This window comes from Microbacterium sp. NRRL B-14842 (genome assembly GCF_050470785.1).
In genome coordinates this window covers 1-15,493 of the sequence record NZ_JBFLUM010000019.1, presented here as the reverse complement: position 1 = coordinate 15,493, position 15,493 = coordinate 1, and the positions used below count along the sequence as shown (strand labels likewise).

The window sequence follows — 15,493 nt, the reverse complement described above, 5'->3', positions numbered from 1 at the left end:
CTCGACACCGGCGATGCGGATGACGTACGTCGCCTGGGGGAGTTCGATGCTGTCCCTCGTGCGCACGGCGGGGTGACCAGACCGAGGTCGAGTGCGATGCGGCGCCGCAGCGCCTTCACCCGGGCGAGGAGGTCGTCGGGTCCGCCGGTGACCAGGTCGACGATGTCGGGGGCGAGCAGGATCTCCAGAGGATGCACCCGCATGCGCTCGATGAGCTCCTCGGGCTGGTCCACCGGCGCGGGAGCCGGGGCCTGTGCGGCCTCCGCCTCCTCGCGCTTGCGGGTCGCGGTGATGCGCTGCGCGATGAGGAGCAGCAGGGCGCCGATCACCAGGAAGGGGAGCATCGGCATGTGCGGGATGAGCGACATGACGATGGCCGCGCATCCCGCGATGATGAGGGCGTTGCGCGACTGGCCGAGCTGCGTGGACGCGGCCGATCCCATCTCGGCCTCGGCGGTCGAGCGGGTGACGATCATGCCGGTCGAGACCGCCATGAGCAGGGCGGGGATCTGCGTGACGAGGCCGTCGCCGATCGTGAGCAGGCTGTAGGTGCTCACCGCCTGGTCGATCGACATGCCGTGCTGCACGAGGCCGATCGCGATGCCGCCGACGAGGTGATGATGATGATGACGAGTCCGGCGATCGCGTCGCCCTTGACGAACTTCGAGGCGCCGTCCATCGCCCCGTAGAAGTCGGACTCGGCCGCCACCTCCGCCCGGCGTTCGCGGGCCTCGGTGTCGCTGATGAGGCCGGCGTTGAGATCGGCGTCGATGGCCATCTGCTTGCCCGGCATCGCGTCGAGCGTGAACCGGGCGCCCACCTCGGCCACGCGCTCTGCACCCTTGGTCACCACGACGAACTGGATGACGACGAGGATGAGGAAGACCACGGCGCCGATGATGAGCGAGCCGCCCACCGCGATCGCCCCGAACGCCTCGATCACCTGTCCCGCATATGCCTCGCCGAGGACGAGGCGGGTGGAGGCGACGTTCAGCCCCAGCCGGAACAGCGTCGCCACGAGCAGCAGCGAGGGGAACACCGAGAAGTCGAGCGGCTTCTTCACGAACATCGAGGTCAGCAGGATGACCAGCGCGAACATGATGTTGAGGATGATCAGCACGTCGAGCAGGAACGGCGGCACCGGGACGACGAGCAGCATGATGATGCCGACGACGCCGATCGGCACCCCGAGCGTGATGAGCAGCTTCTTCATACGGTCCTCCGATACGGGAGAGAGTGGATGCCGCGGGCGGCGCCTCGGCGCCGGAGCGCGTCGACGAACACGAGCACGCGTGCCACGGCGTTGTAGAGGTCTTCGGGGATCTCCTGACCCAGCTCGCACGCCGCGTGCAGGGCTCGGGCGAGGGTGACGTCACGGACGAGGGGGACGCCGGACTCGAGCGCCTTCTCGCGGATGCGCTCGGCGATGACCCCGCTGCCCTTCGCCACGACCTTGGGCGCGGACGTGCCGGGGTCGTACTCCAAGGCGATGGCGATGTGCGTGGGGTTGACGACCACGACGTCGGAGCCGGCGACCGCGGCGATCATGCGGTTGCGGCTCACCGCGAGCTGGCGCGACCGGCGCTGCTGGCGGATGAGCGGATCGCCCTCGGAGTTCTTGTTCTCGTCGCGCACCTCGCGTTTGGTCATGCGGGTGTGCTTGCGGTTGCGACGCATCACCACGAACAGGTCGATGGCCGCGAGCACCAGGCCCACCGCGATCGCAGTCTGCAGCAGCGCGGCGGTCCCGTCCGCCGCGGTGCCGAGCAGCCGGGAGATGGAGTGGGCGCCGCTCGCGGTGAGCACGGGCATGAGGCCGGCGATGACGACCCACAGGGCGAGGGCGATGGCGGCCGTCTTCAGCAGGGGCCTTCGCCCCCTCCCAGAGGGCCTGCAGGCCGAACACCCGCCGGACCCCGGAGACGAGGTTGAACTGCTCGTAACGCCCGGACAGCTTCCGCAGATGCACGCCGCCCTGCACCACCGCACCGAACAGCGTCACGATCGCGACCGCGGCGAGCAGCGCCCCCAGGGTCGGCAGCACCGAGGCGAGGGCCCGCCCGAGGGCCGCGAGGGCGGCGTCGGGTGAGGGCGCCTGCATGAGCGAGGTGAGGGAGATGAGCTGCTCGGTGCCGGCGCCTGTCCCCGCGGCGATGGCGGCGGGCATCATGACGGCGGCGGCGCCGATGCCGAGCCACGCCGTCAGGTCCTGGCTCCGGGCGATCCGGCCCTTCTGCCTGGCCTCGCGGAGGTGCTTCTCGGTGGCCTTCTCGCTGCGCTCGCCGCTGTCCGACCCGCTCACGGCGTCACCCCCTGCATCACGCGGAAGGCCTGGGTGGCGAGGGCGTCGACGATGCCGGGGAACGCGACGTACACGGCACCGGCGAGGCAGGAGCGTCAGCAGGATCTTGACCGGGAAGCCCATCGCGAAGGCGTTGAGTGCCGGCGCCACACGCGTGATGAGCCCGAGCCCGACATCGGCGAGGAAGAGCACCAGCACCAGAGGGCCGGCGATCTGCACGGCCGCCAGCACCATCTGGGACACCCCGTCGACGAGCAGCTCGGTCGGTCCCGCCACCCGGAAGATGCCGTCGACCGGAACGGCGTCGAAGCTGCGGGCGAGCCCGGCGAGGATGAGCTGATAGCCGCCGGAGGCGAAGAGCAGCGTGAGCGCCGTCAGGTGGAACAGCCGGGTGAACTGCGCGCCGTTGACCATCGCCGCCGGGTCGAAGGCCTGGGCGAGCTGGAACCCGCCGAACACGTCGATCAGGCTGCCCGCGGCCTGCACCGCGGAGAAGCAGAGCAGCACGAGGAAGCCCAGCAGAGCACCGGTGAGGAGCTGGATCACGAGTGCGCCGAGGAACGGCCCCGTGTCGAGGCTCTCGTAGCCCGGGGCGACCGCGGCACCCACCGCGAGGGACAGTCCGATCGAGAGCATCGCCTTCACCCGCACCGGGATCGCCCGGTACGAGAACGGCGGGGCGATCATGATGAACGCCGTGATCCGCACGGCGGCGAGCAGCGTGGCCTCCAGCCACGCGAAGTCGATCGGGATGAACACGGGCTCATCCGCTCAGCAGAGACGGGATGCGGGCGAACATCTCGTTCGTGAAGGCGATGATCTCGGCGATCATCCAGTTCCCGGCGATGAGCAGGGCGATGCCGACGGCGACGATCTTCGGCACGAACGACAGCGTCACCTCCTGCACCTGGGTGATGGACTGCAGCAGCGAGATCGCGAAGCCCACCACGAGCGCCGTGATCAGCATCGGTGCGGCGAGCTTGGCCGCGATCAGCAGCCCTTGGGCGCCGATGTCGAGGACGGCTCGGGCTCATCCACACCTCCGTAGCTCTCCAGGAGGGCTTTGATGATGAGCCCCAGCCGTCGACGAGGATGAACAGCAGGATCTTGAACGGGAGTGAGATCATGACCGGCGGGAGCATCATCATGCCCATCGACATCAGCGCCGCGGCCACCACGAGGTCGATCACGAGGAACGGCACGAAGATCACGAAGCCGATGATGAACGCGGCCCGGAGCTCCGAGATCATGAACGCGGGGATGAGCGTGTACATCGGCACGCTCGCGGGGTCCTCCGGGTTGTCCTGCGCGGCCATACGGGTCATCAGCGCGAGGTCCTCCTCGCGGGTGTAGTGCAGCATCCACTCCCGCAGCGGGCCCTGCCCGACGTCGACGGCCTGCGTGAACGTGAGCGCGCCGTCGATGTACGGCTGGACGGCCAGCGTGTTGATCTCGGTCAGGACCGGCCACATGATGAACAGCGACAGGAAGAGCGACAGCCCGGCCAGCACCTGGTTCGGCGGGATGGTGGGGAGGGACAGCGCGTTCCTGGTCATGGCGAGCACCACGAAGATCTTCGTGAACGACGTCATCATCAGCAGCAGCGCGGGGGCCACCGACAGCAGCGTGATCCCCAGGAGGGTGAGGATCGATCCGGACGGCCCGCCGTCGATCCCGTTGATGTCGATCGTCACGCCCTCCCCGTCGTCCGGGGTGATCTCGGCGTGCGCGGCGCCGCCGGTGACGACGACGAGGACCAGGGCCAGGAGGATCGCGCCCGCGACGACGACGAGGAGCCGCGAGGCGCGAGCGCGATCGACGGCACGGCTCGCGCTCATCGGGCGCGCCGGAGGGCCTCGGCGGTCTGCCGCCAGGTATCGGGGGAGAGGATGGAACCGCGGAGCGGGTCGTTGCGGTGCCGTACGCGGCGACGGAGCTCCGGTGCGGCGGTGCCCGCTGCCGGGTTACCGGTGAGGGCGGCCGCGGCGAGGATGCGGTCGAACTCGGCGTCGTCGCTCACCGGATCGCGCTCGGACGCGATGTCGTCTCCGAGGTGTCCCGGAGCTCGGGTCGGACGGGGAGACGGTCGACCACGCTCACGCCGTGCTCGGTGACCCCGAGCACGTAGCGCGCGTCGTCGGTCTGCACGACCACGAGCTGCGCCTTCGGGCCGATGCCCTGGCGTCCGAGCACCGTGATCGCCTCCGCGTCACGGCGCCGCGCCTGGGTCTTCGACACCCGGCGCTGCAGGAACCAGAGCAGCCCGAGCACTGCGGCGAGCGACAGCCCGACCCGCAGCGCGAGCAGGAGGTCGTCCAGGGTCAGGCCTCGACGTTCTCGAGGATGCGGGTGATCCGCACCGCGTAGTCCTGATCCACGACGACGACCTCGCCGTGTGCGATCGTGCGTCCGTTGAGCTTGACGTCCGCCGGGGCTCCCGCGGAGCGGTCGAGCTCCACGATGCGACCCGGCTCGAGGTCGAGCACGTCGCGGACCGCCATGCGGGTGCGGCCGATCTCCACCGTGAGCTCCATCTCGACGCCCGCGATGCGGTGCAGGCGGCCGTCGGCTCCCGTCGGACGCGCCGGGCGATGCGTGATCCGCACCGCGAGTCGGCCGATGGTCCGCTCGGTGTGGTCCACGAGGTCGAAGAGCTGGGTCTGCGGGTCGGCGAAGACGGCCGAGGCGTCGCCGACCGCCGCCTCGCCCAGCAGCCCAGGGCCGAGGGCGGTCGCGGCGGCCTCGAGCGCATCCAGGAGCCGGTCCGTGAGCGGACGGTCCCCGAGGCCGTCGACCAGCACGTCGGCGTCGAGGAGCTGCACGGCGAGCTGCGCGCTCGCCTCTCCGACGAACTGCGCCACGACGGCCTCCCCGGTATCCCCGGACGCCTGGGAGGCGCGGGCGGTGACCGGTGCGGCGGTGGGCAGTCGCGCCGCGAACGCGGCGGCGACGGCGGACTCGTAGGCGGTGGTGCTGATCACGCGGACTCCTGAGCGGGGGCGGTTTCGGGGACGGTGGCGGTCACGACGCAGGCGAGGCGGGCACCGGCACTGCCGACGGCCGCCGTCGCGACGGTCTGATCGCCGACGGTGAGGAGCATCGGACGGTCGGCGGCATGCGGCAGGGGCAGCAGATCCCCGACGGCGAGGTCGAGCACCTCACGGGGCAGCACGGTCCGCGGTGCCAGCCGGAGCGCGATCTCGACCGGAGTCGATTCCACCTGGCGGCGCACGAGACCGGGGGTCTCGGAGCGGTCGGCGTCGGAGGCGCGCACCGCGAAGCCGGCGAGCACCGAGGCGGGGAGCATGATGCTGGCGGGGACGGTCCGGCCGCCGTGGCGCATCGACAGACGCGCCACGATCACCGGCTCCCCGGCGGCGGCGACCTGCGCGAACTGGGAGCTGTACTGGATGCCGGCGACGGCGACCCCGGTGGGCAGCAGCCCGTCGAGGCTGCCGGTGAGGTGATCGATCGCGTCGCCGATCAACGACCGGATCAGCGCCTGCTCGATCGGGTGTGAACGTGCGGTCCTCGGCGGTGGCGGTGACCCGGCCGCCGACCATCTGCACGATCCAGGAGGTCGCGGTCGGGATCGGCACCTGCACGATCAGGCGCTCGTCGGAATCCGGCAGCGCGCACACGATCATGGTCGTGGTCGTGGGCAGCGACTGCGCGTATTCGCCGTACGTGAGCATGCCCACGTGCTCGACGGCGATGGTCGCGCGCACGTGGATCTTGCCCGAGAGCTGGGCCGACCATTGCCGGGCGAACGTCTCGAAGGCGAGCTCCAGGGTGCGGGCGTGCTCGCGCGACAGCGTCGCCGCCCGGCCGAAGTCGTAGACCTCGACGTCGGCGGTCGCCGTTTCCGCGCGCACTCGCGAGCGCACGCCGTCATCCATCACCACGAACCCGACTATCGGGCGGTGATCGGCGTGCGTTAGGGGCAGGTCAGGGGGAGGTCTGCGCAGCACCCGCGGCAGGGATCAGCGCTCGCACCTCCTCGCTGGCGTCGGAGAGGATGACGATGTCCACGCGGCGGTTCTCGGCGAGCTGCTCGGGGGTGCTCCCGGCGGCCACCGGACGGGTGTCGCCGAAGCCCACGGATTTGAGATGTGCGGGGGGCAGGCCGGCTGCCTCCACGAGATAGCGCAACACCTGGGTGGAGCGTCCCGCCGAGAGCTCCCAGTTGGTCGGGAAGGGTGCGACCGAGCCGCGGGCGTCGGCGTGCCCCTCCACCGAGATCTCGTTCGGCGCGGAGACGAGGACCGAACCCAGGGCGTCCAGCACCTGCGTCGCGGCCGGACTGAGATCCGTGCTGTTGGTGGTGAAGAAGGTCTCCGCGCTCACCAGTCCGATGGTCAGCCCGCGCTCATCGATCGTGAAGGTGACGTCGGTCTCCAGTCCCCGCTCCGCGAGGACCTGACGCAGCCGCTCGCGCAGGGCGGACAGCTCGTCGAACTCGCGCTCCGCGGCCTCCAGGCCCGTGTCGGCGAAGTCCTGGCCCTCGTCGTCGATGAGCTCCGGAGGCACGACCACGCCGCTGGTCACGTCGACGTCGTCCGAGGGCTCCTGGCCGAAACCCGTCGCGAGCGAGGCGCTGAGGGCCTCGAACTTCTCCTGGTCGACCGTCGACATCGCGAACAGCACGATGAACATGCACATGAGCACCGTCACCATGTCGAGGTAGGACGCCATCCAGCGCTCGTCCGGTCCGCTGTGCTCGGACTCCTGGACACGGCGTCGGGTGCGCACGCTCATGAGAAGAGGTCCTCGTGCGCCTCCGTCTCCGCGGGCTGCTCGCGGCGGCGGGAGCGGCCGGGGGAGCGGTCGGAGACGAGCGCGCTCAGACGTTCGCGGACGTGGGCGGGGGCGGCGCCGGCCTGCACGGCGAGCATGCCCTCCATCAGCACCGTCATGCGTTCGAGCTCCAGCTCGCCGAGGCGCTGCAGCCGGCCGCCGATCGGCAGCCAGATGAAGTTCGCCGACAGCAGGCCCCACAGCGTGGCGACGAAGGCCGCGGCGATCATCGGGCCGAGCGTGTCCGGCTTGTCGAGCTTCTCCAGCACGTGGGTGAGGCTGACCACCGTGCCGATGATGCCCACCGTGGGAGCGAACCCGCCGAGGGTCATGTAGAAGCGCGAGGCGGTGCGGTTCCGGGCGGCGGTGGACGTGAGCTCGTCCTCGAGGAGCACCCGCAGGTCCTCCGCGTCCGTGCCGTCGGCGATGCTCTGCAGGGCCTGCCGCAGGAACGGGTCCTTCTCCTCGTCCAGACCCTGCTCCAGCGCGAGCAGGCCCTCGGAGCGGGCCTTCTCCGCGTAGCCGACCACGGTGTCGATCGTGCTCTGCGCGGTGCGCCGCTCGCCGCGGAAGGCGCGGGGGAGGGACTTCACGGCGTGCAGGGCGTCGCGCAGCGTGCCGCTGGCGAGCCCGACCGCGATCGTGGCGCCGAAGACGAGCACCATGGGAGCCGGGAGCAGGAGCGACCCGACCGTCGCTCCCTCCAGGTTGATCATGGCGATCAGGGCGCCGAACGCGAGGACGAGCCCGAGGATGAGAGACGGATCCATCAGGCGTCCCCTCCCGTCACGTCAGCGCCGGGCAGGGGGTCCTCGGTGCCGGCCGCGACCAGCGCGGCGGCGGTCGCGAGGACACCGGCGCGGAACCGGGTGATGCGGGCGATCACGTCGTCCATCGTCTCCGTGACGACGAAGGTCGCGCCGTCGACCATCGTGATCGTCGTGTCCGGCGTGGCCTGGACACGTTCGATCAGGTCGGGGTTCACCGCGAACCGGGAACGGTTCAGGCGCGTGAGGACGATCATGGGCTCCATCCTGGAAAAGCTCGCCCCGCCCGGAAGCGGGGAACCGACGGCCCGTCCTGGGCTGTCGGAGGGGACTGTCGGCCGGGCGCTGCGCGTCGTTAGCGCCGGTGCCCGAGCGGACGGGGATCTTCCTCACGACGGGCGCGTCGTCGCCGATAGGGATCAGGGGCGGGGGACGATGAGCAGCGGGCGAAGGGAGCCTTGTGCGGGATCGGAACGTGGAGAAGGCCGCGGCGACGGCGGCCGAGGAATGCGGCTGCGCGCCGACGGCGGCCGAGCGGGGCGCGCTGTGGCGCCAGCCGGTCAGCCGCCGCAGCGCCTTCGGGATCGGGGCGCTGGGCGTGGTCGCGCTCGCCGCCTTCGGCGTCGGGTCCGGCGTCACCGCCGCGCACGCCGCGTCCTACCCGAGCTGGGACGACGTCCAGCGGGCGAAGAACAACGAGGGCGGCCAAGGCCGGTGAGGTCACCCGGATCCAGGGGCTGATCCAGTCCCTCGAGCGCAAGGTCGCCGAGACCCAGGCGGCGGCACAGGTCGCGTCGGACGAGTTCTACGAGGCCCAGCAGGCGTACTTCGCGGCCATCACGGAGGCGGAGACCCTGCAGGCTCAGGCCGACGAGCAGTCGGCGCTCGCGGAGGAGACGGCGAAGAAAGCCGGTCAGGTCGCCGCCCAGCTGTACCGCAGCGGCGGGGGACGACACCAGCTCTGGAGCTGTTCTTCGCAGGGTCAGGCGCCAACGCCGACGAACTCCTGTCGCGCTCGGCACGATGAACAAGTTCCTCGAGTACAACCAGACCACCTACGACAACGCCGTCTCGGCGCGCGACACCGCCCAGGCGCTGACGGCGCAGGCCGACGTCGCCCGGGACGAGCGCGACCGCCTGCAGCAGGTCGCCGAGCAGAAGATGGTCCGCGGCGCAGCAGGCCGCGGACGCCGCGCAGGCCGCACTCGACGAGCAGGCGGCGAACCTCGAGACCCTCAAGGCGCAGCTGGCGGCCCTCAAGGACACCACGACCAAGACGGTCGCGGGTACCAAGGCGGGCGTCGAGGCGGCCGGGCGGAAGAGGAAGCCCGCCGCAAGCGCGAGGCGGCTGCGGCGGCCGCGGCGGCGGCAGCTGCCGCTCGGGGGACCAGCGGCGGTGGTGGCGGTGGCGGTGGCGGCGGTGGTGGCGGCGGCTCCGCGGGCAACGGTGGCTGGGTCCGCCCGCACGGCGGCGCGCGCAGCTCGAGCTACGGCCCGCGCACCCCCATCTGCGGTCCTCAGGGCTGCTCGTCGAGTTTCCACTACGGTGCGGACCTTGCCAACGGCTGCGGCGCCGCGATCTACGCCGCGAACTCCGGCACGGTCGACTATGCCGGACCGAACGGGAACTACGGCAACTACATCCGCATCCAGCACGGCGGCGGCATCAGCACGGGATACGCCCACATCAAGCCGGGCGGCATCAACGTGCGCAGCGGACAGTGGGTGCGCTCCGGCCAGGTCATCGCCTATGCCGGTGACACCGGGCGATCGTTCGGATGCCACCTCCACTTCGAGGTCTACATCAACGGCGGGTACACGAACCCCGTGCGCTTCATGGAGCAGCGCGGCATCTACGTCTGAAGGCGCCCGAAACCCCGTGTTGTCGCCGAGGCCCCGCCGTATCACGTGGATACGGCGGGGCCTCGGCGCGAAAGCGGGGTCTCGGGAGGGGTCAGCGCTTGAGGATGGTGAGCTCCTGGAGGACCTCGTCGCTGGTGGTGATGATGCGGGCGTTCGCCTGGAAACCGCGCTGCGCGACGATGAGGTTCGTGAACTCCTGGGAGAGGTCGACGTTCGACATCTCCAGAGCACCGCTGATGATGCCGCCCAGGCCGCCGGTGCCGGGCTGTCCGAGCTCGGCCTGACCCGAGTTGCCGCTCGGACGGAACTGCGACGAGCCGACCTTCTCCAGACCCCCGGGGTTGACGAAGCCGGCGAGCGCGATGCGGGCCAGCACCTGGGTGTCGCCGTTGCTGAACGTGCCGACGAGGCTGCCGTCGTTCGTCAGGGCGTAGGAGCTCAGCGTGCCGGCCGGCTTGCCGTTCTGCTCCTTGATGGCGATGTCGCTGACGTCGGCGAAACCGGTCACCCCGGACAGGTCGACGGTGACGCCGCCGGACACGATGCTGCCGGCGCCGTTCTGCACGCCGTTGGTGAAGGTCAGCGCGGTGCTCGCGCCCGCGCCGTCCGTGACATCCCACCCGGTCGCGCTGCGCGTGAAGAGTCAGTCGCAGGGTCAAGGCGGAGCCGTCGGCGCCGTACGTCTTGATGTCGCGCACGAGCGTCTCGCCGACCGGGGCGCCGGAGGGCAGGTTGCCCGTGGCGCGCGCGGTGGTGGTGGCCGCGGCCGGGGCTGAGGGCGCCGACCGGGAGGGTTGATGTCGCCGATGCCCTGGCCGGGGACGATCGCGCCGTTGCGCGCCGTCCACCCCTGGACGAGCGCGCCGCCGGCGCCGACCAGACGGCCGCTCGCGTCGAAGGTGAAGCCGCCGTTGCGGGTGTACAGCGTCTCGCCACCGGAGCGGACGACGAAGAACCCGTCGCCCGAGATCATCAGGTCGGTGGGAACGCCGGTCGGCTGCTGGGGCGCCGCCGGCGAAGTTGGTGCTGATGCCGGCGACCTGCACACCGAGCCCGACCTGGGCCGGGTTCTGTCCGCCCGTCGCCTGCTGCGGCAGCATCGAGTTGCGCAGCAGCTGCGAGAGGGAGTCCTGGAACTGCACGGACGAGGCCTTGAAGCCGGTCGTGTTGACGTTGGCGATGTTGTTGCCCGTGACGTCGAGCATGGTCTGGTGCGAGCGGAGTCCGGAGATTCCGGAGAAGAGGGAACGGAGCATGGTGATGCCTTTCTGGGGAGCGGGGTCAGGCAGCGGTGCCGGGGACGAGGGGAGACGCCGGAGACGGCGTCGAGGGGGATCGACTTCTCGCCGATGGTCACGGTGGGGATGGCTCCCGCATAGGAGACCGCGGTGACGATGCCCTTCTGGGTGACACCGTCGGCGTCGACGTACTGCGCCTCCTGGCCGAGGAGGGCGGCGGCGGTCTGCCGCATGCTGAGCGCGAAGCTCTCGGTGCTCGTCGAGGCGAGCGCCGTCAGCTGCTCCATGGAGGCGAGCTGCTGTGGTCTGCGAGATCATCTCGTTCGTGTTCATGGGGGAGCTCGGGTCCTGGTTGGTGAGCTGGGTCACGAGCAGCTTGAGGAACACCTCGGAGTCGAGCGTCTTCTTGCGCTCGGTCGCCGGGGTCGTGCTGCCGGTCTGCACACCGGACGTCGGCGTGGCACCCGGCGGGAGGGTGCCGGTGATGGAGTCGACCGTGGTCATGGGGTCCTCTCTGGTCAGGCCGTAGACGTCGATGCCGCCGAGCGGAGCGACGGGCGGTGCGGGGAGGGGGCGGGGGTGGAACTTCTGCCGGCGTCGGCGGGACGGCGGAGGCGCGCGCGGCCGCCTGGTGCCGCTGGGCATCGGCGCCGCCGTTCCCGGTCTGACCGCCCGTCCCTCCGTGCTGCGGCGAGGAGGGCGAGCCGTCCGACGTGGTGAGGCTGAGGTGTCGCCTGCGGAGCGGCGATCGCGAGATCACGACGGAGGTCGCCGAGGATGGCGCGCAGCGCGTCCCGCCCGAGCTCGCCGGGGGCGTGCAGCTCGATGCGGATCGTGGACCCGGCGATGAGGGCGCGCACGGTCACGGGGCCGAGGTTCTCCGGCGAGACGGTCAGCGTGATCCGGTGGTCCCCGTCCGGGGCCTGGGCGAGGGGACACCACGGGGGCCGCCACCTGCGGGAGGAGAGCTGGGCGGGCGGCGCGGCGACCGCGCTCTCGGCGGTGCCGCGGGGGCGAGAGCGGTGGCGGCGACCGGGCTCGGGGGCGCAGGCAGCGGCCCCCGCGGCACACGGGATCGACGCTCGGCGGGGCCGCGGCCGGCGGGGGCGACCGATGCGGGGATCGAGGGTGCCGCCGGTACCGGGACCGCGTCGTCGGCGGTCGTCGCCTCTGCAGCAGAGGTCGAGGGCACGGTCGACGTGCGAGCCGGCGCGGCCGTGGAGACTCGGGGCAGGGAGGCGTCCGGTCCTGTGGCCGTCCCGCTCCCGACGGCGGTGCCGGGGGGCGCGACTTCTCCGGTCTCTCGACCCGGGGTGGGGGGCCGCAGGCCCGGTCGGACGGTCGCCGGGTCCGGAGACGGTGCGACCGGCGGCGCCGACGTCGGGAGGAGCGGGGGCCGCCACGGCGTCCCCGGCGTCGGACGGCGAGGCGGAGGAGGGGGTACCCGCGGTCTCCCCGGAGGCGGGCGTCGCCGCGGCGCCCGCCGTGCCCTCGCCGGGTACGAGGAGGGCGTCCTGCCCGGCGGCGGACGGGAGGCGCGGAGGCGAGACCGCCGTGGGTGTCTCCGTCGTCGCCGGAGGTGCGTCCGATTCGGCGGAAGAGGGCTGGCACGAGTGGCGCGCCGGCACCCGCGGGCGTCGGCGGGGCCGGGAGCAGCGGTTGAGACGGTCGCGGCGCCCTCGACCGGAACGGTGGCCGCAGGCTCGGCCTCGGTCGTGGTCTCCGCGGCGCTGCCGGGGTCGTCGGTCGCACCGGGACCGGGGGATGCCGTCTCCCGCACCGCATCGCGCACAGCCTCGGCGAACGCGGTCGCACCGGGTGAGCCGGTGCGTGCTGCTGGGGGTGGAGGGACGCACGGGGCGGGCATCCAGGGCGGTGAGGAGGTCGAGCGCGGTCATGCCGTCCCCTCCGTCCGCGATGCGTGCGGCGATCTCGTCGAGCTCCGCCTGCTCGGCGTGCAGGTCGGCCGTCCGCACGGCTACCGCGTGGTTGTCCGCGAGTCGTTCGAGGCCGCGGAGCGTGCGCCGGGCGTCCGCGTGGCGGACCGCGCCTCCGCGACCGTCTCCTGCTGGAGGTCGGCCAGCGCGGTGAGGTCGGCGAGCAGCGCCGCCCGGAGACCCGGGCCGCGGCGAGCGCAGCGAGGGTGCGCACGTCGACGGCCTCCGTGTCGGTACCGGCCAGGTGTGCGCGCAGGGCCGGTCCCTGGCCTCGGTGTGCTGCGCGTCGATGACCGCGCGCGAGAGCGCTGCGCGGCGGCGCGCTCCTGGATCTCCCGCACGCGCAGGAGACCGGCGAGAGAGAACCCTCTGCTCATGACACCCCCTCGAAGGCGGAGACGAGGCCGTCCAGTCGCGTCCAGGACTCCTCGATCGCGCTCGTCTCGTCGAGCGGCTGGGTGAGGAAGGCCGAGATGGCGCGCTCGTGGGCGATCGCCGCATCGATGCGGGCGTCGGCACCGGCGTGGTAGGCGCCGATGTCGATGAGGTCGTTCGCCCGGCGTCCGGGCAGCGAGCACGGCGCGGAGGGTGGCCGCCTGTGCACGGCGCTCCGGACTCGTGATCTTGCCGGCCACGCGGGACACGGACCCGAGGGACGTCGATCGCGGGGTGGTGGCCGGCGAGGGCGAGGGGCGCGATCCAGCACCACGTGGCCGTCGAGGATGGAGCGGACCGTGTCGGCGATGGGCTCGTTGTGATCGTCGCCGTCGACGAGCACGGTGTAGATGCCGGTGATGGACCCGGCGCGGTCGGTGCCGGCGCGCTCCAGCAACCCGGCGAGGAGGGAGAACGTGGACGGCGGGTAGCCGCGGGTGGCCGGCGGCTCAACCCGCGGAGAGCCCGATCTCGCGCTGGGCCATCGCGACCCGGGTCAGCGAGTCCATCATGAGGATCGCGTGGGCGCCCTCGTCACGGAAGGCTTCCGCGATCCGAGTGGCGGTGAACGCGGCACGGATGCGGGCCATGGCGGGCTGGTCCGAGGTCGAGACGATGACGACGGAGCGGGCGAGTCCCTCCGGCCCCAGATCGTCCTCGATGAACTCCCGCACCTCGCGACCGCGCTCGCCGACGAGGGCGATCACGTTGACCTCGGCCTCGGTGCCGCGGGCGATCATCGACAGCAGCGACGACTTCCCCGACCCCTGACCCCGCGAACAGGCCGACGCGCTGTCCGCGGCCGACGCTGACGAGGGTGTCGAGGGCGCGCACGCCGAGGGGGAGCGCGGTGTCGATGCGGTCGCGCTCCATGATCGAGGGGGTGTCGTGATCCAGGCTCACGTGCGGCGCCGCGAGCGGACCCTTCCCGTCGATGGGGCGTCCGAGCCCGTCCAGGACCCGGCCGAGCAGCGCCGATCCGGTGGGAACCCTCACCGGGCCGCCCGCGGCCGCGCACGGGGGCGCCGACGGTGAGCCCGGCGACCGAGGCGAGCGGCATGCAGCGCAGCCCGTCCTCCCCGGTCGCGACGACCTCGGCGTCGATGCCGTCGAGCGTCACCACGTCCCCCACGGCGCCGTCGAGCCCGCGGACCTGCACGCTGAGGCCGCGGACCTGCGAGACCTCGCCGATCCGTTCCGGACGCGCCGCCTCGAGCACCGTCGTCCAGGCGCTCACGGCGCGGCCTCCGCGACCGCGCGGCGCGCCCGGTCGAGGGCGGTCCCCACCCTGGCGTCGATGACACCGTGCTCCAGCACGGCCACGGCGTCGCCGCGGGTGAGGGTCTCGTCGGGCACCAGCGTGAGTCCGGAGATGTCGTCGCCGGCCTCCGCGGAGAGGACGCGGAGGTCGTCCGGGTGCAGACGGAGAGCGACGTACGGCGGCCGCATCGGTCGCGCTCAGGGCGCGGCGGGCCGCGGCGGCGGCCGACGCTCCTGCGTCGCTCAGCTCCGCGGCGATGATCAGTTCCGCGAGGTCGATCGCATGGGAGTGCACCTGGCTCGTCGCAGCGGACTCCAGCTCCGCCTCTCGGGCGGCGAGGGACCGCGCGGCGGCGTGCAGGGCGGCGACGGCGGCGGCGACGTCCGCGGCGCGGGCGCGCTCCCGTTCGGCCAGCTCGGCCTCGGCGCCGCGACGGGCGGCGTCGGCGTCGGCCGCGCCCGCCCGGAAGCCCGCGGCGTGTCCCTCCGCGTACCCGCGGCGGCGGGCGCGCTCCTGTTCCGCCCGGTGGTCGGAGCCGCCGAGCCGGGGGAACGCAGCGGGGGCGAAGGCGTCAGTAGACATATTCGTCCTCGTCCGCCCGCTGCACGGTGATGTCTCCCGCGGCCTCCAGGGCACGGATCGTCCGGACGATCTCGGCCCGCGCCTCCTCGACCTGGGAGACGCGCACCGGGCCCAGCGTCCGGGCCTCCTCGTCGAGGTTCTCGCGGTTGCGCTCGGACACGTTGCGGGCGGATGAGGTCGACGATCGGCTGCTGGGCCCCCTTGAGGGCGAGAGCCAGGGAGCGGATGTCCATGCCCCGCAGCACGCGCTGGGTGTCCCGGTCGTCGAGCTTGACGATGTCCGCGAACGTGAACATGCGCGAGCGGATGTC

At 72.2% G+C, this 15,493-nt stretch carries 16 protein-coding genes and 8 pseudogenes; 3 read left to right on the top strand and 21 right to left on the bottom strand.

Translation table 11 applies throughout. The features are described 5' to 3' along the window. From AB1285_RS18780 to AB1285_RS18720, 13 genes and pseudogenes are all read right to left on the bottom strand, one after another. Positions 1 to 1,213: pseudogene (locus AB1285_RS18780) on the bottom strand (FHIPEP family type III secretion protein); the annotation flags it as partial. Continuing rightward, a pseudogene (locus tag AB1285_RS18775) lies at positions 1,210 to 2,302 on the bottom strand (EscU/YscU/HrcU family type III secretion system export apparatus switch protein). The pseudogenes AB1285_RS18780 and AB1285_RS18775, both read right to left, overlap by 4 nt. Then, a pseudogene (locus tag AB1285_RS18770) lies at positions 2,299 to 3,061 on the bottom strand (flagellar biosynthetic protein FliR). The pseudogenes AB1285_RS18775 and AB1285_RS18770 overlap by 4 nt, the downstream one beginning before the upstream one ends. Before the next feature lie 4 nt (positions 3,062 to 3,065). After that, positions 3,066 to 3,314, bottom strand: a complete 249-nt coding sequence (locus AB1285_RS18765; RefSeq protein WP_429977634.1) for a flagellar biosynthetic protein FliQ — start codon at positions 3,312 to 3,314, stop codon at positions 3,066 to 3,068. After that, a pseudogene (gene fliP, locus AB1285_RS18760) lies at positions 3,293 to 4,140 on the bottom strand (flagellar type III secretion system pore protein FliP). The gene AB1285_RS18765 and the pseudogene fliP overlap by 22 nt, the downstream one beginning before the upstream one ends. Further along, positions 4,137 to 4,322, bottom strand: a complete 186-nt coding sequence (locus AB1285_RS18755; protein WP_429977633.1) for a hypothetical protein — start codon at positions 4,320 to 4,322, stop codon at positions 4,137 to 4,139. Before AB1285_RS18755 ends, fliP begins: the two are co-directional and overlap by 4 nt. Next, positions 4,319 to 4,573: a FliO/MopB family protein gene (locus AB1285_RS18750; protein ID WP_429977632.1), complete on the bottom strand. Its 255-nt coding sequence runs from the start codon at positions 4,571 to 4,573 to the stop codon at positions 4,319 to 4,321. The genes AB1285_RS18755 and AB1285_RS18750 overlap by 4 nt, the downstream gene beginning before the upstream one ends. A 50-nt stretch (positions 4,574 to 4,623) precedes the next feature. Continuing rightward, entirely contained in the window at positions 4,624 to 5,283 is a 660-nt protein-coding gene (fliN, locus tag AB1285_RS18745) for a flagellar motor switch protein FliN (protein ID WP_187663398.1), read from the bottom strand. Next, the gene (locus tag AB1285_RS18740) at positions 5,280 to 5,789 is read right to left on the bottom strand and encodes a FliM/FliN family flagellar motor switch protein (protein ID WP_429977631.1); all 510 of its coding nucleotides are present in this window, start codon (positions 5,787 to 5,789) and stop codon (positions 5,280 to 5,282) included. The genes fliN and AB1285_RS18740 overlap by 4 nt, the downstream gene beginning before the upstream one ends. 85 nt (positions 5,790 to 5,874) lie before the next feature. Next, a pseudogene (locus AB1285_RS18735) lies at positions 5,875 to 6,201 on the bottom strand (flagellar motor switch protein FliM); the annotation flags it as partial. A 49-nt stretch (positions 6,202 to 6,250) separates the two neighbouring features. Next, positions 6,251 to 7,060, bottom strand: coding sequence for an OmpA/MotB family protein (locus AB1285_RS18730; RefSeq protein WP_187663400.1), 810 nt, complete (start codon positions 7,058 to 7,060; stop codon positions 6,251 to 6,253). Then, a complete protein-coding gene (locus tag AB1285_RS18725) occupies positions 7,057 to 7,869 on the bottom strand; it encodes a motility protein A (protein WP_071327503.1) in 813 nt (270 codons plus the stop codon). The genes AB1285_RS18730 and AB1285_RS18725 overlap by 4 nt, the downstream gene beginning before the upstream one ends. Then, positions 7,869 to 8,123 (bottom strand): flagellar FlbD family protein, encoded by a 255-nt coding sequence (locus tag AB1285_RS18720; RefSeq protein WP_187663401.1) that lies wholly within the window; start codon positions 8,121 to 8,123, stop codon positions 7,869 to 7,871. Before AB1285_RS18720 ends, AB1285_RS18725 begins: the two co-directional genes overlap by 1 nt. A gap of 218 nt (positions 8,124 to 8,341) precedes the next feature. Between AB1285_RS18720 and AB1285_RS18715 the strand changes: the two genes are divergently transcribed. Further along, entirely contained in the window at positions 8,342 to 8,584 is a 243-nt protein-coding gene (locus tag AB1285_RS18715; RefSeq protein ID WP_429977630.1) for a hypothetical protein, read from the top strand. A gap of 305 nt (positions 8,585 to 8,889) precedes the next feature. Then, positions 8,890 to 9,729: a M23 family metallopeptidase gene (locus AB1285_RS18710; protein ID WP_429977629.1), complete on the top strand. Its 840-nt coding sequence runs from the start codon at positions 8,890 to 8,892 to the stop codon at positions 9,727 to 9,729. A 91-nt stretch (positions 9,730 to 9,820) separates the two neighbouring features. Here AB1285_RS18710 and AB1285_RS18705 read toward each other — a convergent pair whose 3' ends face one another. The 7 genes and pseudogenes from AB1285_RS18705 to AB1285_RS18675 form a co-directional block, all read right to left on the bottom strand. Further along, the gene (locus tag AB1285_RS18705; protein WP_429977628.1) at positions 9,821 to 10,294 is read right to left on the bottom strand and encodes a flagellar hook-basal body complex protein; all 474 of its coding nucleotides are present in this window, start codon (positions 10,292 to 10,294) and stop codon (positions 9,821 to 9,823) included. A gap of 90 nt (positions 10,295 to 10,384) precedes the next feature. Then, on the bottom strand, positions 10,385 to 10,702 hold the full coding sequence (locus tag AB1285_RS18700; protein WP_429977627.1) for a hypothetical protein: 318 nt from the start codon (positions 10,700 to 10,702) through the stop codon (positions 10,385 to 10,387). Between the two features lie 217 nt (positions 10,703 to 10,919). Next, positions 10,920 to 11,471, bottom strand: a pseudogene (locus tag AB1285_RS18695) (flagellar hook capping FlgD N-terminal domain-containing protein); the annotation flags it as partial. Positions 11,472 to 11,485: 14 nt separating this feature from the next. Beyond that, positions 11,486 to 12,943, bottom strand: coding sequence for a hypothetical protein (locus AB1285_RS18690; RefSeq protein WP_429977626.1), 1,458 nt, complete (start codon positions 12,941 to 12,943; stop codon positions 11,486 to 11,488). 2 nt (positions 12,944 to 12,945) lie between these two features. Beyond that, positions 12,946 to 13,281 carry a hypothetical protein gene (locus tag AB1285_RS18685; protein WP_429977625.1) on the bottom strand — a complete coding sequence of 112 codons (336 nt, stop codon included), beginning with the start codon at positions 13,279 to 13,281 and terminating at the stop codon, positions 12,946 to 12,948. Continuing rightward, positions 13,278 to 14,576, bottom strand: a pseudogene (locus AB1285_RS18680) (FliI/YscN family ATPase). The gene AB1285_RS18685 and the pseudogene AB1285_RS18680 overlap by 4 nt, the downstream one beginning before the upstream one ends. Further along, complete coding sequence (locus tag AB1285_RS18675) at positions 14,573 to 14,788, bottom strand: FliH/SctL family protein (RefSeq protein ID WP_429977624.1); 216 nt, start codon at positions 14,786 to 14,788, stop codon at positions 14,573 to 14,575. The pseudogene AB1285_RS18680 and the gene AB1285_RS18675 overlap by 4 nt, the downstream one beginning before the upstream one ends. A 94-nt stretch (positions 14,789 to 14,882) precedes the next feature. Between AB1285_RS18675 and AB1285_RS18670 the strand changes: the two genes are divergently transcribed. Beyond that, entirely contained in the window at positions 14,883 to 15,212 is a 330-nt protein-coding gene (locus tag AB1285_RS18670; RefSeq protein ID WP_429977623.1) for a hypothetical protein, read from the top strand. Here AB1285_RS18670 and AB1285_RS18665 read toward each other — a convergent pair. After that, positions 15,172 to 15,493, bottom strand: a pseudogene (locus AB1285_RS18665) (FliG C-terminal domain-containing protein); the annotation flags it as partial. The gene AB1285_RS18670 and the pseudogene AB1285_RS18665 sit on opposite strands and share 41 nt — an antisense overlap.

What these genes read in the sequence shown, in the direction of transcription:
- AB1285_RS18675 (WP_429977624.1), bottom strand. Translation starts at nt 14,788, where the DNA reads ATGCGGCCGCCGTACGTCGCTCTCCGTCTGCACCCGGACGACCTCCGC.
- AB1285_RS18670 (WP_429977623.1), top strand. Translation starts at nt 14,883, where the DNA reads ATGGGAGTGCACCTGGCTCGTCGCAGCGGACTCCAGCTCCGCCTCTCG.
- AB1285_RS18700 (WP_429977627.1), bottom strand. Translation starts at nt 10,702, where the DNA reads ATGATCTCGGGCGACGGGTTCTTCGTCGTCCGCTCCGGTGGCGAGACG.
- AB1285_RS18730 (WP_187663400.1), bottom strand. Translation starts at nt 7,060, where the DNA reads ATGAGCGTGCGCACCCGACGCCGTGTCCAGGAGTCCGAGCACAGCGGA.
- AB1285_RS18710 (WP_429977629.1), top strand. Translation starts at nt 8,890, where the DNA reads ATGAACAAGTTCCTCGAGTACAACCAGACCACCTACGACAACGCCGTC.
- AB1285_RS18725 (WP_071327503.1), bottom strand. Translation starts at nt 7,869, where the DNA reads ATGGATCCGTCTCTCATCCTCGGGCTCGTCCTCGCGTTCGGCGCCCTG.
- AB1285_RS18720 (WP_187663401.1), bottom strand. Translation starts at nt 8,123, where the DNA reads ATGATCGTCCTCACGCGCCTGAACCGTTCCCGGTTCGCGGTGAACCCC.
- AB1285_RS18685 (WP_429977625.1), bottom strand. Translation starts at nt 13,281, where the DNA reads ATGAGCAGAGGGTTCTCTCTCGCCGGTCTCCTGCGCGTGCGGGAGATC.